The organism is Mucilaginibacter gossypii (genome assembly GCF_900100945.1).
In the GTDB taxonomy this organism is placed as follows: Bacteria; Bacteroidota; Bacteroidia; order Sphingobacteriales; family Sphingobacteriaceae; genus Mucilaginibacter; species Mucilaginibacter gossypii.
Window position 1 is genome coordinate 163,813 of record NZ_FNCG01000014.1, and the last position, 15,988, is coordinate 179,800.

Below are 15,988 nucleotides of genomic sequence, written 5' to 3' on the forward strand. Positions count from 1 at the left end.
ATATTGATAACTATAAACAGCGAAAATATGTTTTTTACTTTAAAATATTGTCGGTTGGGAGTAAGGATGTTTTTTGAAAGGGAGGATTTTACCCACCCCAATATCGGGTTGAAAACGCAAGTCTATTTTAAGCTCTCATTATAAATGAGAGCGAGATTTAGGAAAATTACATTCTACTCAAAAATCAAACTAAACATAATGGTATGTAAGCCCAACCTGCTGAGGGGCGCCGAATAAGGGTTATACTCGCGCATCAGTACGTTGCCTAATGAATTGGAAATCTTAATCTCGGGCGAAAGCTTAAAAAATTCAAAATAAATATCACAACCCACGCCCGCCTCATACGAGGCAAAGCCACCTACGTTTTTAACCAGCTTCTCTGAAAGGTCAAGATTGGCATCCGCGTTTTTCTTAGAGCCTATGGCCTGGGTATATTTCAGGCCGCCTACAACATAAGCCCTGAAATCGCCCAACCTGTCTGATTTTAATTTCAATTGCAGGGGAATGTCAACCGAAGTGGTTTGTATTTTTTTATCCACATCTTCCGACGGATCGACATAAGAATAATGCAAAGCCCTGTCGGCAAAAATCAATGACGGTGTGGTGCGTACCTCAAGGTGCTCAGTGATCCTGTACCGGGTCAAAAAACCTACTCCGAAAGCCGGTGAACTTTTTGAGCTGATGCTGTTAAGCGGCCCTTTAACCTGCACACCGTTCTCATCTAAAAACGCGTTGCGAAAATTGGGCTGGTTAACAATTTTAAAATCGGTGCTTACGTAAGTAAAACTGAAACCAAAGCTCAGATCCTGCTGATCGGCGCCGCCACCCCATGCCGGTACATGCTGCGCAAACAATAAATTGCTGCTAAAAATAAGTACAACTACAAGCAGGTAACGGTTTATAATCATTTAATACCGGTGTATATTGAACAGATACCAAACGTTAAAGGCCTGCATTTGGTATTCTTAAAGCCTACTTTATCCATCAAACCCACAAAAGCCTGACCATCCGAAAAAGCAGCTACCGACTCCGGTAAATAGCTGTATGCTCTTGCATCTTTGCTGAACAATTTACCAATACCCGGGGTAATATAGCTGAAGTAAAAATTATATAACTGCTTTACCGGAAATACTTTAGGCTTTGAAAACTCAAGCACCACCACCTTTCCTCCGGGTTTTAGCACCCGAATTATATCAGCAAGGCCTTTTTCCAGGTTTTCAAAATTACGTACACCGTAGGCAACCGTAACAGCGTCAAACTCCGCGCCCTCAAACGGCAGTTTTTCCGAATCGCCCAGTTTTACAGCAAATTTATCGCTCAAACCCCGTTTCGCTATTTTTTGCTCCGCGATGTCAAGCATCCCCCTTGAAATATCAACACCAATAATTTTTTCAGGTTTCAGGATAGATAAAGCCTCAAAAGCAAAATCGCCGGTGCCGGTAGCAACGTCCAGTATCAGCTTTGGTTTATCCTTTTTTAATTCGTTGATGGCTTTTTTACGCCAAATGATGTCAATACCAAGTGACAGGAAATGGTTAAGGAAATCATAGGTTTTTGATATATTGTTGAACATATCTGCTACCTGTTCTTTTTTGGTAGCCTGCTCGTCATGGTACGGTGTTATGGTTTTGCTCATCGCAGCAAAGATAATGATTGTATAGTGAATGCTTTAATATTAAGAAAGCTGAAAGTGAATACTGAAACAGGGCTGACAAGTTAACTCATCCCTACTTCGCTGCGCCCGTCACTCCTCTCTGCTTCGCAAAGCGGGGTTTTCGTTCTTCAGCTAAGTGTAGACCAGCTTAGTTGCCTATGCTCCTCGCTGTTACTAAATCGATATTAAGTTGCGCTAATTATGTAAATGTTAAGTCAATTCACTATTTTTAGAAACCAATTTCGGCCGGTAGTCCCGGCAAATCACATTTAAAATTTGTTTCCTTATCCTTATGAAAGACGAACAAGAACCCTCGCGCCGCAGTTTTATTAAAAAACTAACCACAGCAACCGCGGCCGTAGCTGCCGGATCGGGCCTTTTAGCCAGCCAAAGCCAGGCCAAATCTTTTTCCATCCAAAAACGCCTCATCGGCAACAGCCCTAACGACCAGGTAAACATCGCCCTCATTGGCGCCGGTGGTATGGGTACCCAGGACACCATCACCGCCCTGCAGGTGCCCGGTGTTAAACTGGTAGCCGTATGCGATTTGTATGACGGTCGCTTAAAAGATGCCAAGACCCGCTGGGGAGCCGACATTTTTACTACCCGGGTTTACAAAGAGATCCTGAACCGTAAAGACATTGACGCCGTAATCATTGCTACACCCGATCACTGGCACCAGCAAATTTCTGTTGATGCGATGCACGCCGGTAAACATGTGTATTGCGAAAAACCGATGGTTCATGCCATTACCGAAGGGCCGGCGGTGATCAAATCGCAAAAAGAAACAGGAATGATATTCCAGGTAGGCAGCCAGGGGGTATCATCATTAGGCAACGAAAAGGCACATGAGCTATTAAAAAGCGGAGCTATTGGCGAATTAAACTACGCCGAAGGTTTCTGGGCCCGCCGCGCGCCGCTTGAGGTTTGGCAATACCCGATCCCTGAAGATGCCTCACCTCAAACTGTTGATTGGGAAACTTATATCAGCAATACCAAAAAGCGTCCGTTTGATGAAAAACGCTTTTTCCGCTGGAGAAATTATACCGACTATGGTACAGGCATGGCGGGCGACCTTTTTGTTCACCTTTTTTCAAGCCTGCATTTTATAACCGATTCAGTTGGCCCTAATAAAATTTATGCATCCGGCGGCTTACGTTTCTGGAATGATGGCCGCGAAGTACCTGATGTACTTTTAGGCACTTTTGATTATGGTAAAACACAGGCACACCCGGCCTTTAACCTTTCGTTACGGTGTAACTTTGTGGATGGCACCAGCGGCACAACTTACCTTAAACTGGTGGGCAGCGAAGGCTCAATGGATATAACATGGGATAAAGTGACGCTTAAACGCAATAAAGTGATGGATTCTGATGATCCATTCTATCTTGATAAACTCAAAAAAGCAGGCAGCGGTTATGCCGAACGCAAAAAAATGCTACCGCCCGAAGAAATCACATATGATGCCGAAAAAGGATACAAAGGTGGGCCGTATGATCATATGGTGAACTTTTTTACCGCTATCCGCAATAAAGGCAAGGTAACCGAAGACGCAATTTTTGGCTATCGCGCGGCAGCCCCTGCCCTGTTATGTAACGATAGCTATTATAACAATACGCCCATGTTCTGGGATCCGGAAAAAATGCAGGTTATCAAGAAATAATAGTTCACCGCAAATACCTTATTATGAAACAACAGTTTAAAAAATTGGGTTTGGTACTGGCTGCCGCAGGCTTGGTTTGTGTGCACACTTCAGGCATCCCTGTTAATAATCACAAACCTGCTAAACAAGGCACTCCGGTAAAAGGTGGCTGGGTAAATCTCTTCGATGGCAAAACCCTGAAGGGCTGGCATGGGTTCAACAAAAAGGGTCCGGTAAAAAACTGGACTATTATTGATGGTGCCCTAGTTTGTCTTGGTGCAGCGCAGGGCGATACCGGCGGTGATATAGTAACCGATAAAGCTTACACCAATTTTGAGCTTTCATGGGAATGGAAGATAGAAAAAGGCAGTAACAGCGGTGTAATATACCATGTGGTTGAAGATCCGAAATACCATGGCCCCTATGAAACCGGCCCCGAATACCAGATCATTGACGATACAGGCTGGCCCGAAAAACTGGAAGACTGGCAAAAAACTGGCTGTGATTATGCCATGTACCTGCCAAACGCTTCAAAAAAGGTAGCCCCGGTTGGCACCTGGAACACCAGTAAAATTATTTTCAATAACGGACATGTTGAACACTGGCTAAACGGCAAAAAGATTTTAGCTTTTGAAGCCTGGACCAGCGACTGGAAAAGGAAAAAAGCCGAAGGTAAATGGAAAGATTACCCCGACTATGGCAACGCCAAAACCGGGTTGATCGCACTACAGGACCATGGGCATAAAGCTTATTTCAGGAGCATTAAAATAAAGGAATTATAATATTTATAATTTTTTGCTTCGTACCTTCGCGCAACAGTTTTATCTTTATCAAAAAACTCATTGGGGGTACGAAGCAATCCTTAACAGCAGGCAACCATGCAATATCGCCGGCAGAGGACTGCTTCGCCGTTCCGCCTCCCAATGACCGGGAAAGATGAATTATCTTTTTAATCCCCCGTTGAATATATAACCCACAATGAGTTTTTTTGTTTGCTTCTTATCTGTTAATTAGCCAGTTGCAGTAAATTTTCTATATCCAGCCTGCGGGTAAACATGGTCAAATTCCCTTCCTGATCTACAGGCCATTGTTCTTTGGGGCGATCCCAGTAGAGCTCAACCCCGTTTTGATCGGGATCGTTAAGATAGATGGCTTCAGATACACCATGATCAGATGCTCCTGTAATATTGTAACGGGCATCAATCAGCCTTTTAAGTATAATGGCCAGGTCTTTTCTTTCGGGATATAAGATGGCAGTATGGTATAAGCCCGGTGCGTATTCCGGGGCTGGTGAAGCGCCTTTGCTATGCCAGGTATTTAAGCCAATATGATGGTGATAACCACCTGCAGATATAAATGCAGCCTGATCGCCGTACATCACCATTTTTTCAAAGCCTAACAAACCACAGTAAAAATCAAGAGATTTTTGCAGGTCGCTTACTTTTAAGTGTACGTGACCAATGCGGGTTTGGGCGGGTATTTTATAATCGTTCATATAATTACATGTTTAAACATCAAATTTAATTATTATTGCACTACTTTTTGTTTTCCTATTGTAAAACAAGCTTATAAATAAGCAATGGCTATTTACTCCATACTATTACCACAATGAACGCATTAAGTAAAAATACTACCTTTGCAGAATGATCGTAAAATCGGCCGAATTTATTTGCAGCAACAGCCAGGTAAGCAAGTTACCTCCACCAGCTAAAGCGGAGTACGCTTTCATCGGGCGCTCAAATGTGGGCAAATCATCCCTTATTAATACACTAACTGGTAAAAAGGGTCTTGCTAAAACGTCGCAAACTCCCGGCAAAACGCAGCTGATCAATCATTTCCTGATCAACGAAAGCTGGTACATTGTTGATTTACCCGGTTATGGCTATGCCCGCGCATCAAAAACGGAAAAAGCCAAATGGGATAAGTTCATCCATACTTACCTGGACAAGCGCGAAAGCCTGCAATGTGTAATGGTGTTGATAGACAGTCGTCTCGAGCCACAAAAGATCGACATTGAATTTTGCAACTGGCTTGGCGAAAAAGGTCTTTCATTTGTGCTGGTATTCACCAAGGCCGATAAACAATCGAGCATTAAAACCGATCAAACTATTGCCCGGTTTAAAAAAGCCCTGTTGGCTACATTTGATGAAATGCCACAGTTTTTTATCACATCGTCAGAAACACAGCAAGGCCGCGAAGAGATACTTGAGTTTATTGATGCAGTAAATCAAAATTTTGAAGTGCCGCATTATCAGCTACCGCAGGATCGGGATTAATATAACGTTATGGGTTTGGATCTATCACATATTGTGCCCACAGATGCCGGTGAAACGTTTGAATACTTCACTGTGGAAGAATTAAATTCGAACCCGGAATTTGTTAGGCGGTATATTCAAATGTTTAAAGAATATGAAGGAGAAGTCGTTTTATTTTTTAACGAAATAGGCTATCAAAGGAGCGGCATGAATAAAGAGTTTTACAGCGCCTTTGAAAATTGCAAACCATATTTTGATAAAAAATCAGTAGAAAAAGCCATGCTCTATTTAAAACCTAACGATCCATTTGGATTAAATTTCAAAAAAGATTTTGTTGACAATTTTGTAGATGGAGAAAGCGTATTTTATGCCTCTTGGTAATTAAGCTTCCTCATCGAAGTTAGATATTTTTATAAAGTAAAATGAAAAAATACTTATCCTTAGTAACCTTCGCCCATACCATTTTTGCCATGCCGTTTGCATTTATCGGCTTCTTTTTGGCAGTAACTACAACCCAGTATCATTTCGACTGGCTAAAGCTGGTTTTGATGGTTTTATGTATGGTATTTGCCCGTAATTCGGCAATGGCCTTTAACCGCTACCTTGACAGGGATATCGACATTCAAAACCCACGTACCAAACAGCGCGATATCCCAGCCGGCCGGATCAGCCCAAAAGCTGCTTTAACATTTGTTATTATCAACTGCCTGCTGTTTATTACAGCTACCTGGTTCATCAACAGGCTTTGTTTCTTTTTATCGCCGGTAGCTTTATTTGTGGTAATGGGCTACAGCGCAACCAAACGTTTTACCGCGCTCTGCCATTTGGTATTGGGATTGGGCTTATCGCTTGCTCCTATCGGCGCTTACTTAGTGGTTACCGGTCAGTTTGCCCTTACACCTATATTCTTTTCACTATCCGTACTTTGCTGGGTAAGCGGCTTTGATATTATTTACGCCCTGCAGGATGAAGATTTTGACCGAAGCCAAAACCTGCACTCTATGCCGGCGTACTTAGGTAAAGTGAACGCCTTAAGACTATCTACCTTTTTACATGTGCTTTCGGCCGTTTTCATTATGATGCCGGCATTTGAAACTCAGGTAGGCTTCCTGTACTACATTGGTATCGCGTTTTTTTGCGCCATGCTTGTTTACCAGCACCTGCTTGTAAAACCAAACGACCTGAGCCGCGTTAACTTTGCTTTTATGACTACCAATGGCATTGCCAGCGTAGTATTTGCTGTATTGTTTTTGCTCGACAGGATATGGATTCACTAACCGCCCTCCAAAAGTTTCGGCAGTATTTTGAAAGATATGTTCCGCTTACTGATGAAGAGTGGCAGGCTTTATCGCAATACCTAACGGTAGATGCCTTAAAAAAGAAAAGGTTTTATGTAGAGGCCGGTAAAGTATGCGATCATATCGGCCTGGTGGTAAAAGGATCCGTACGCTATTATCATGTTAAAGACGGCGAGGAAATAACAGGCTATTTCAGCTTTGAAGATGAGATGTTAAGCTCATACAAAAGTTTCCTCACCCGCACCCCGGCTGCAAACTATATCCAGGCACTTGAAGATTCGGTAATCGTAAATTTAAGCCACAAAAACTTACAACAAGCGTGCATGAATGAGCTTCTTGGTTTTAAGATGGAACGTTTTGGGAGATTAACAGCCGAACACTATCTCATCTGTTACGAAAAACGTATTACTTCCTTTATCATTCAATCGCCCGAAGAACGTTATGCCGATCTTTTACAAACAGGTGGCGAAACCTTGTACCGCATCCCCCAGCATTATATTGCCAACTATTTAGGGATCACTCCGGTTTCGCTCTCGCGGATCAGGAGAAGGATCATGAAGATAAGCGCTTAAACCTCACCCCAACCCTCTCCAAAGGAGAGGGAGAAAAAGCATACATTTTAAAGTCCTCTCCTTTGGAGAGGATTTAGGAGAGGTGAAATTCCTTATCTTTTGTTAACGTTTTGATTTACAAAGGCGGCCTACCTTTGTAATACACAAAACGAAAAAAGATCATGCATACTATATTAGGAGCCGGCGGTCCGGTAGCAAACATCCTCACCAAAGAATTAATCAACCATAACGAAACCATCCGTTTAGTTAGCCGCAAACCGGTTAACACAAATAATAATGATAAAGTAACCTGGCAAAAAGCCGACCTGCTCAATTACGATGAAGTACTGTCGGCAGCAAAAGGATCGACAGTAATTTATCTCGTTGCCGGCCTGGTTTATGATAAAGACATCTGGCGGGCGCAATGGCCGGTGATCATGCAAAATGTGATCAATGTTACCAAAGCCACCGGTGCCCGTTTAATATTTTTTGATAACGTTTACATGTACGGACTGGTTAACGGCTCCATGACCGAAGATACCCCGTATAAACCCAGCAGCGTTAAAGGCGAAATAAGAGCGGGCATCGCCGAAATGCTCATGAATGAAGTTAAAGCCGGCAATATCAACGCAACCATAGCCCGCGCACCTGATTTTTATGGCGCCCCGGTCAACAGCTTTATTGATATGATGGTGCTGAGCAATTACGCCAAAAAACAAAACGCGCAATGGATAGGCAATCCGGATTGTAAACACAATTTTATTTACGTGCCCGATGCAGGTAAAGCTATGTTTATGCTTGGTCAAAATCCCAATAGCGGCAATCAGATCTGGCACCTCCCTACTCCGCCGGCCATCACCGGTAAACAGTTTTTGGATATTGCCGCCAAGATTTATAAAGTTGAACCAAAATATACACGCGTTAATAAAGTAATGCTGTGGCTGTTCGGTTTATTTAAAAAGGTGGTAATGGGTACAGTGGAGATGTATTACCAGTACGATCACGATTATATTTTCGACAGCAGCAAATTTGAGAAAGCGTTCAACTTTAAACCAACAAGCTACGAGGATGCGATAACTGAGATATCGAAAACGCTTCATAAGTCTTAAGTCAAAAGCCTTTAGTCTTAAGTTTTTTTAATTTATTAAAGTCCGCAAGTTGCTGTTGCTCCTTGCGGACTTTTTACTTTTCTTTTATCAAATAAAACACATTTAAACGTGTATTATTTGCACTTCTCCAACCATAATCTGCACATTTGCACATACGCATATCTGCACATCTAAAAATCATGATCCACAAAAAAACAAGAACATATATCCCGGCTTCCCTTGATATTAAATGGGAAACCCTTGAGCCTTTTTATAAAGAATTATTAGATCGTCCAATCCACTCAGTTGAAGAACTGGAGAAATGGCTGCGCGATAAAAGTGAGCTGGAAGCAGCTTTGGAAGAAGATTTCGCATGGCGCTATATCCGCATGACCTGCGACACCACCAGCGAAGACCTGCTTCAAAAGTTCCAGTACTTTGCTACCGAAATTGAGCCCAAAATTGCTCCATATAGTAACGAACTGAACAAAAAGCTGGTTGCCAGCGCGTTTGTTGATAAACTGGACGGCGAAAAATATTTTATTTTTTTACGGGCCGTAAAAAAAGCATTGGAACTTTTCCGCGAAGAAAATATCCCGGTACAAACCGAAATCCAGGTGGAACAGCAGAAGTACCAATCCATAACCGGTTCCATGTCTGTTCATGTTGATGATAAGGAATTTACGTTAGAACAAGCTTCCGTATTTTTAAAAGGCACTGATCGTGCTAAACGCCAGGAAGTTTGGGAAAAGATCACCAGCCGCCGTTTACAGGATAAAGACAAACTCGATGAACTTTTCGACCATTTGCGTAAGCTTCGTCACACAGTAGCAACAAACGCCAATTTTGAAAACTTCCGCGATTATATGTTCCAGGCTTTAGGCCGTTTCGATTATACCCCGCAGGATTGTTATGCTTTTCATGCAGCTATCGAAACCGAAATAGTGCCTATTCTAAAAACCCAGGCCGAAAAGCGCCGCGAGGCTTTGGGCTTACCTACGCTTAAGCCATGGGATATGGATGTGGATATTTCTGGCAAACCAGCCCTTAAACCATTCCAAAATGGCGAAGACCTGATCGAGAAATCTATCCAGTGCTTCAGCAACATCAATCGTTATTTAGGCGAACGTTTGGAGATCATGAAAGATAACGGCCTGTTTGATGTGGAAAGCCGTAAAGGCAAAGCTCCGGGTGGTTACAACTATCCGCTGGCCGAAACCGGCGCACCTTTCATCTTCATGAATTCGGCCAATACCTTCCGCGATTTAACCACCATGGTACATGAGGGTGGTCACGCGGTACACACTTTCCTTACTGCCGATCTGGAACTGAATGATTTTAAACATTGCCCATCCGAAGTTGCCGAATTAGCCTCCATGTCGATGGAGCTGATCTCGATGGATAACTGGAATGTGTATTTTGATAACGAGGAAGATCTTAAACGCGCCAAACGTGATCAGTTAGTTGATGTTTTGAAAACCCTGCCCTGGGTAGCCGTTGTCGATCAGTTTCAGCATTGGATCTATACCAACCCCGACCATACCGATGCCGACCGTACAACCGCCTGGATCGAGATCTTTGAACCATTCGGCGCGGGTTTTGCCGATTGGAGCGAACATCGCGAAGCATTAGCAAATCTTTGGCAAAAACAGCTGCACATCTTCGAGGTGCCATTTTACTATATCGAATATGGCATGGCCCAGTTAGGAGCTATAGCTGTGTGGAAAAACTACAAAGAAAATCCGGAAAAGGGTTTGCAACAATATTTAGACGCCCTTAAACTCGGTTACACTAAAACTATTAAAGAGATTTACGAAACCGCAGGGATCAAGTTTGACTTTAGCGCGGCCTATGTAAAAGAACTGGCTGAGTTTGTTAAATCAGAGTTGGATAAATTAAATTAAAATTTTCTCTCATAAACAACAAAAGCGCTACTGGCGCTTTTGTTGTTTATACCTGTCTGCCGCGGCAGTTTTTGCTTTTAATTCAATACCCTATTATACAACTCCCAATAATCCTTCACCATTTTATCACTCGAAAACTGCGAATTTGCCCAGTCATAACAATCAGCCCTGCTAATCTGACGGAGCCAGCCAACTGCTTCGGCGGCTTCATCAACCGTATTAACCAAAAAGCCGGTCTGTGCGTTTTTGATTAATTCTGGCATCGAGCCGCGGTTAAAAGCTATGACCGGCGTACCACACAGCATTGCTTCAGCCACACTCAGGCCAAAAGGTTCGTCAAAGCTGATGGGATGCAACAGTGCACAAGCTCTGCCTAAAAGCTCCCGGCGCTTATCAGGCCCGGCATGGCCTATATACTCCACATCGGCACAAAGCAATGGCTCTATCTTTTCCTTAAAGTAGTTGGTATCCTGAACTATACCGCCTATCAGTAATTTCCGTTTACTTTTTTTGGCGATATCGATAGCTTCGGCAGTTCCTTTATCGGGATGGATGCGGCCGAAGTACAACAGGTAACCATCCGGCTGTTCATAAAACTGAAAATCACGGGTATCGAGGCCGTTGTATACCGTGGCTAAATAATCAAGCTCAGGGCTGCGATCAGCATTGCTGATAGAAACGTAATGCCCCTGGCTATTATATTTTTTATAAACAGGGATGATCTTTGATGATGAAAAGCCGTGAATGGTAGTAAGTAGCGGCGTTTTAATCAAGCCTGAATATGTAAGCGGCAAAAAGTCAAAGTTATTATGAATAATGTCGAACTGTCCGGCCTTTTCCATCAGGTTACTGATATGCAGGCATTCCAGCACTTTGGCATCCTGTGTTCTGTCTTCCTCGTAACCCGTCTCGCAAATGGCATCAAGTTTACCCGCGGTTATCGAATCGCCCGTGGCGAAGAGTGTTACCTCCGCCCCCATTTTGATGATCCCTTCGGTTATGTTTGATGCTATTTGCTCCCAGGGCCCGTAGTGCCTGGGCGGCGTACGCCAGGCAACAGGAGATAATACAGCTACCTTCATTTAACAGATCTGCATTTTTTGGCCGTATTTATTGTACTCATATTCCAGCTCAAAGGCTTTCAACACCGTAAGGTGCGATATCAGATAAGCCAGCGTACTTTCAGCTCCCTGGTTACGGTTAATGCCGCCGGGCAGCAAACCATCGCAGCAGCCTTTGGTTTCATGGTCATACAACGGTGCCCGCAAAGTATTTTCGCCCAGGAACCACTTATAGCTCAGGAACATTTTTTCAATGTATTGCGGTATCCTGAAGATTTGGTATGCCTGGAAATGCATCAGCACCATAGCCATGGTTTCAATAGCCTGCTGATCAAATGTAGGGAATGTGCCGCCACGGTAATACCAGCCATCATTACCAACAGGACTTAAATATCCGTTTGATAAAGTAAGCTGATCAAGGAAAGCCATAGTTGCCAAAGCTATTTTCCTGGCCTCTTCATTGCCAGTGATCTCGCATGAGTGCAGTAAGGCCAGCGGCAGGATGGCGTTATCGTAAGTCATCTTTTCCTCAAACCATTGCCAATCATCAGCCTGGGTGTTGTTATAGGCATCAATTAACGGCTGGGTAAGGTTGGCCAATATTTTAACCATACCCTCGTCTGTAGGGTAAACCTGCAGGTAAAGACTGATACCAATTATAGTATTGGCCACCCCCCTTAAATGTTTCAGCGCTGAAAAATGCGGCACCGATTTATGGAAGATCTCCAGGGCGAATTCACGGTATGAATTGCTGGCCGCACAGCCAATCAAATGACCAAGAGCCCAAATGGTACGGCCAAATGAATCTTCCGACCCAACCTCGTCCAGGTAGCGCCTGTCAAAACTCAGGAAGTTGCGGAAGTTGCCATCATCAGTTTGCATGTAGTGGATATAGCTCAGGTAAATAGGCAGCAGCTCAAATGCTTCCCGGCTCCCGTTACGCTGATAAGCCATTAGTGCCATAATGAGCGCACGGGCGTTATCATCCAAACAATAACCTTCTTTTAAATTCGGGATCCCATACTTGGCATGTTGTACAATCCCTGTATCATCGGTTAGCCGCAATACGTGGGTCAAGCTAAACTTTGGCAGGATCTCCGGATCAACAATGCTATTACGCAGAATCTTGTCACTAAAGTCATAGCGAACCATTGATTCCTGCGCCACCCTAATAAATTCGGCACCAATAACCGGCCAGCGTAAATGCAGACCATATTGGTAAGCGTTTTCTTTCAGCTCGTTCAGCACACGGTCCTGATCAAGCAATTCAATAACGGTATCGGCCAGCGCTTCCGAATTTTTAAAATCAAATAACCTGCCGCGCTTTTCGGCCAGCAATTCTGTAGCATGCCAGTACGGAGTTGAAACTACTGCTGCACCTGCACCAACAGCGTATGATAGCGTACCGCTGGTAATCTGTGCTTCGTTTAAATATGGTGTTACGTAAATTTCGCAGGCAGTTAAGTAGTTTACCAATTCCTCTTCGGAAACAAACTTGGCGATAAATGCCAGGTTCTTCGAAACGCCTAACTGCGCCGCAAGCGATTTCAAGTGATCGCGATACTCCTCGCCCGAACTTTTGATAACCCCGGGATGTGTATTACCCAATACCACGTACATCACATCAGGATGCTTCGCTACTATTTTAGGCAATGCTTTTATTACGGTTTCCAAACCTTTGTTACGGCTTAGCAAACCGAAGGTTAACATCACCCTTTTGTTTTTAAAAGCCGACAAGCTTTTCACCGGGTTTTCGTCAGGGGCTTCCACATCAGGTACGCCATGCTCTATAATCTGGATCTTATCGGCAGGGATCTCATAAATATTGGTCAGGAAATCTACAGCACGTTTGCTCATCACCACAACCTTTGATGATTGCTCGGCAATTTCGCGGATAATGATGCGCTGCACATAACTCGGGTCTTTCAATACCGTATGCAAAATTGAGATCAGCGGTTTTTCGAGACGATTGATCAGCGGTAAAATATAAATGCCGCTTTCGCCGCCGTAAATGCCAAACTCATGCTCCATAATACATACATCGGCATTACTGGTATTGATATAATTGGCCGCACGGATATAATCTTTCTGGTGATTTTGGCGAATGATATATTTAACTTCCTCCGGGTATTCATATTCCTGCAGGTTTTCCGAATCATTAAGTGCCACGACAAAGCCATTTTGTGCTAAGGTGTGCCTTTCAGGAAAATTTGAACTGATGGCACGCATCAAATTATTATTAAATGTTGCAAGACCGCATTCGCGGGGGGGATAGGTTGATATATATGCTATTTTCATATGTTGATTGTGTATAGATGCTTTGATAGTCGTTTTACAACATTTAATTAATTGTAAAAGCAGGGTGACCTTAAAAAGATGCATCAGTGACCTTACTTATTGCCTTTAGGACACCTAAAGCATTGTTTTTATAGGCATTGCTATAAATACACAAACCATACCAATTTAACTCAAACTATAATCCTTATGAATTATGAAGGGGTTGTAACAGGCAATTTACAAGGAAGAACAAGTTGTTATAAAAGTTGTCATTTCGATAGAGCGGCGATGGGCTTGCGAGTCTGGGCGAAAGAGAAATCTTATACGACATGCAAAACGACTCTGTATATCCGCAGACAGCTCGTATAAGATTTCTCCTCGTTCCTCGTTCGAAATGACAAAGAGGCGGTGAATTTTTTATTTATTGGTGTAGAAATCAATCGCTTTTATAATCACATCGCAAGCTTTCCTGATCTCGTCATGTGTTATGATCAAAGGAGGCGCCAAACGCATGGAGTTGCTGCAATGTAAAAACCAGTCGGTTATTACACCGTTTTCGATACAGCGATCAATTATTTTTTTATTAAGGTCGAAGTTTTCCAGTTCGATAGCCATCATAAGGCCTTTGCCGCGTACCTGTTGTATGGCGGGGTGTACAAGCAAATCCCGAAACAAAGCTTCCTTTTCGGCCACGGTAGCTGCCAAATTGTTATCCAGCAGAAACTCCAGCGCAGCCAAGCCCGCCGCGCAGCATACAGGGTGCCCGCCAAAGGTAGTGATATGACCAAGGATCGGATTTTCCTTTAACGCATCCATGATCTGGTTTGATGAAATGAACGCCCCTATCGGCATTCCACCGCCTAAAGCTTTTGCCAGTAACAGGATATCTGGTACGATATCAAAATGCTCAAACGCGAAAAGCTTGCCTGTGCGCCCGAATGCGGCCTGAATCTCATCCAGGATCAGCAGCGTACCAGTTTCGGTACAACGGGCACGTAAAGCCTGTATATAGGTAAGATCCGGCACACGGATGCCAGCCTCACCCTGGATGGTTTCGATAATCACACAGGCGGTTTCTTCAGTTATCAGCATAAGATCTTCCGGGTTGTTAAAACGGATGAAATTTACGCCCGGTAATAAAGGACGATAAGCCTGTTTAAACTCCTCATTGCCCATAACACTCAATGCACCATGTGTGCTGCCATGATATGAGTTAAGACAAGCCACAATCTGCTGCCTACCTGTAAAACGCTTGGCAAGCTTTAATGCCCCCTCAACGGCTTCAGCGCCTGAGTTGGTAAAATATACCGACTGCAGGTTATCTGGCAGCACAGAAACCAGCTTTTCGGCAAAGCATACCTGCGGCGTTTGCACATATTCGCCGTAAACCATCAGGTGCATGTATTTATCAACCTGCTCCTTTATTGCATTAATAACATAAGGGTTGCTGTGGCCTAAGCTACTTACACCGATGCCTGAGATCAGATCGATATAGGGTTTACCCTCCGCATTGTACATATAAATACCTTCGGCCCGCTCAAATTCAAGCAATAAAGGAAAATTAGTGGTTTGCGCGTTATTGGCTAAAAAAAGCTGGCGAAGAGTAGACATAGCAATTAGTGAATTAATGAGTTAGTGAATTAGTGATTGCCTAATCGTCGCAAAATTCAACATTTCGTTCAATAAGCCACAAATAAAAAAGCGAACTTAAAATTCGCTAATTCAATAATTCACTAAATCACTAATTAATTCCCCGCTCTCTCGCTGCGTTCGCTGAGTTGTTTGATGAGCTCATCGTTAAATTCCTGTTCGCTTTTGTACAAGACACTCACCTTTTCGGGCGGAAGGATCTTGGCAAAGGAATCGCGGTAGCGTTTACGAATCCCAACCAGCTGGCTTTCGTAATAGATCTCCTTATCTATTTGCTCGGTGCCGTTGGTTGATGAAGTGGAGTTATTTAAACGCTTCAGAATGCGTACAGCAGTAAGCTCCTGCTGGTACTGATTATAAAGCGGCCAAAATTTGTTAGCCTCTTCATCAGTAAGATCAAGCTGGCGGCTGATATACCTGTTACGGGCAGCCTCAAGTCTTTTACCCATAGCGCCCTTTTTGTTGCCATTAGGGCGTACCGGGTTAAGTTGGGGCCTTGAGGGCGTTTGAGCCGGAACAAAGCGGTTAACCTGCCCCACAGCTTCATAGCCTATTGCCATAACAAATAACACAATACAAATATGCCTGATCAATTTACTCATTAAATT

Annotated in this window: 15 protein-coding genes; 8 read left to right on the forward strand and 7 right to left on the reverse strand. The window is 43.5% G+C overall.

Annotation, left to right across the window (positions count from 1 at the left end):
* Window positions 1–173: 173 nt before the first annotated feature.
* On the reverse strand, window positions 174–908 hold the full coding sequence (gene porT / locus BLS28_RS22355; RefSeq protein WP_091172587.1) for a type IX secretion/gliding motility protein PorT/SprT: 735 nt from the start codon (window positions 906–908) through the stop codon (window positions 174–176).
* Window positions 905–1,636, reverse strand: a complete 732-nt coding sequence (gene ubiE / locus BLS28_RS22360) for a bifunctional demethylmenaquinone methyltransferase/2-methoxy-6-polyprenyl-1,4-benzoquinol methylase UbiE (RefSeq protein ID WP_091172589.1) — start codon at window positions 1,634–1,636, stop codon at window positions 905–907. The genes porT and ubiE overlap by 4 nt, the downstream gene beginning before the upstream one ends.
* A gap of 310 nt (window positions 1,637–1,946) precedes the next feature.
* Here ubiE and BLS28_RS22365 point away from each other — a divergent pair, with 310 nt between their 5' ends.
* Both BLS28_RS22365 and BLS28_RS22370 read left to right on the forward strand, forming a co-directional pair.
* Window positions 1,947–3,317, forward strand: a complete 1,371-nt coding sequence (locus BLS28_RS22365; protein WP_091172591.1) for a Gfo/Idh/MocA family protein — start codon at window positions 1,947–1,949, stop codon at window positions 3,315–3,317.
* A gap of 23 nt (window positions 3,318–3,340) precedes the next feature.
* Window positions 3,341–4,078, forward strand: coding sequence for a 3-keto-disaccharide hydrolase (locus tag BLS28_RS22370; RefSeq protein ID WP_091172593.1), 738 nt, complete (start codon window positions 3,341–3,343; stop codon window positions 4,076–4,078).
* A 224-nt stretch (window positions 4,079–4,302) separates the two neighbouring features.
* Here the strand turns inward: BLS28_RS22370 and BLS28_RS22375 are convergent, their stop codons facing one another.
* Window positions 4,303–4,791: a VOC family protein gene (locus BLS28_RS22375; protein ID WP_091172596.1), complete on the reverse strand. Its 489-nt coding sequence runs from the start codon at window positions 4,789–4,791 to the stop codon at window positions 4,303–4,305.
* Window positions 4,792–4,939: 148 nt separating this feature from the next.
* On the opposite strand from BLS28_RS22375, the gene yihA reads away from it, so the two are divergent.
* From yihA to BLS28_RS22405, 6 genes are all read left to right on the forward strand, one after another.
* Window positions 4,940–5,572, forward strand: coding sequence for a ribosome biogenesis GTP-binding protein YihA/YsxC (gene yihA / locus BLS28_RS22380; RefSeq protein ID WP_091172598.1), 633 nt, complete (start codon window positions 4,940–4,942; stop codon window positions 5,570–5,572).
* Between the two features lie 9 nt (window positions 5,573–5,581).
* Window positions 5,582–5,932 (forward strand): hypothetical protein, encoded by a 351-nt coding sequence (locus BLS28_RS22385; protein ID WP_091172600.1) that lies wholly within the window; start codon window positions 5,582–5,584, stop codon window positions 5,930–5,932.
* A gap of 41 nt (window positions 5,933–5,973) precedes the next feature.
* Window positions 5,974–6,828, forward strand: a complete 855-nt coding sequence (locus BLS28_RS22390; RefSeq protein ID WP_091172602.1) for a UbiA-like polyprenyltransferase — start codon at window positions 5,974–5,976, stop codon at window positions 6,826–6,828.
* Window positions 6,816–7,421, forward strand: coding sequence for a Crp/Fnr family transcriptional regulator (locus BLS28_RS22395; protein WP_091172604.1), 606 nt, complete (start codon window positions 6,816–6,818; stop codon window positions 7,419–7,421). Before BLS28_RS22390 ends, BLS28_RS22395 begins: the two co-directional genes overlap by 13 nt.
* Before the next feature lie 161 nt (window positions 7,422–7,582).
* Entirely contained in the window at window positions 7,583–8,509 is a 927-nt protein-coding gene (locus BLS28_RS22400) for an NAD-dependent epimerase/dehydratase family protein (protein ID WP_091172607.1), read from the forward strand.
* 179 nt (window positions 8,510–8,688) lie between these two features.
* Window positions 8,689–10,392, forward strand: a complete 1,704-nt coding sequence (locus BLS28_RS22405) for a M3 family oligoendopeptidase (RefSeq protein ID WP_091172610.1) — start codon at window positions 8,689–8,691, stop codon at window positions 10,390–10,392.
* A gap of 77 nt (window positions 10,393–10,469) precedes the next feature.
* Here BLS28_RS22405 and BLS28_RS22410 read toward each other — a convergent pair whose 3' ends face one another.
* From BLS28_RS22410 to BLS28_RS22425, 4 genes are all read right to left on the reverse strand, one after another.
* Window positions 10,470–11,474 (reverse strand): glycosyltransferase family 4 protein, encoded by a 1,005-nt coding sequence (locus tag BLS28_RS22410; protein ID WP_091172613.1) that lies wholly within the window; start codon window positions 11,472–11,474, stop codon window positions 10,470–10,472.
* Window positions 11,475–13,751 carry a glycosyltransferase family 4 protein gene (locus BLS28_RS22415; protein ID WP_091172615.1) on the reverse strand — a complete coding sequence of 759 codons (2,277 nt, stop codon included), beginning with the start codon at window positions 13,749–13,751 and terminating at the stop codon, window positions 11,475–11,477.
* A gap of 396 nt (window positions 13,752–14,147) precedes the next feature.
* Window positions 14,148–15,341, reverse strand: coding sequence for an aspartate aminotransferase family protein (locus BLS28_RS22420; RefSeq protein ID WP_091172617.1), 1,194 nt, complete (start codon window positions 15,339–15,341; stop codon window positions 14,148–14,150).
* Between the two features lie 134 nt (window positions 15,342–15,475).
* Complete coding sequence (locus BLS28_RS22425) at window positions 15,476–15,982, reverse strand: hypothetical protein (RefSeq protein WP_091172619.1); 507 nt, start codon at window positions 15,980–15,982, stop codon at window positions 15,476–15,478.
* Window positions 15,983–15,988: the final 6 nt, after the last annotated feature.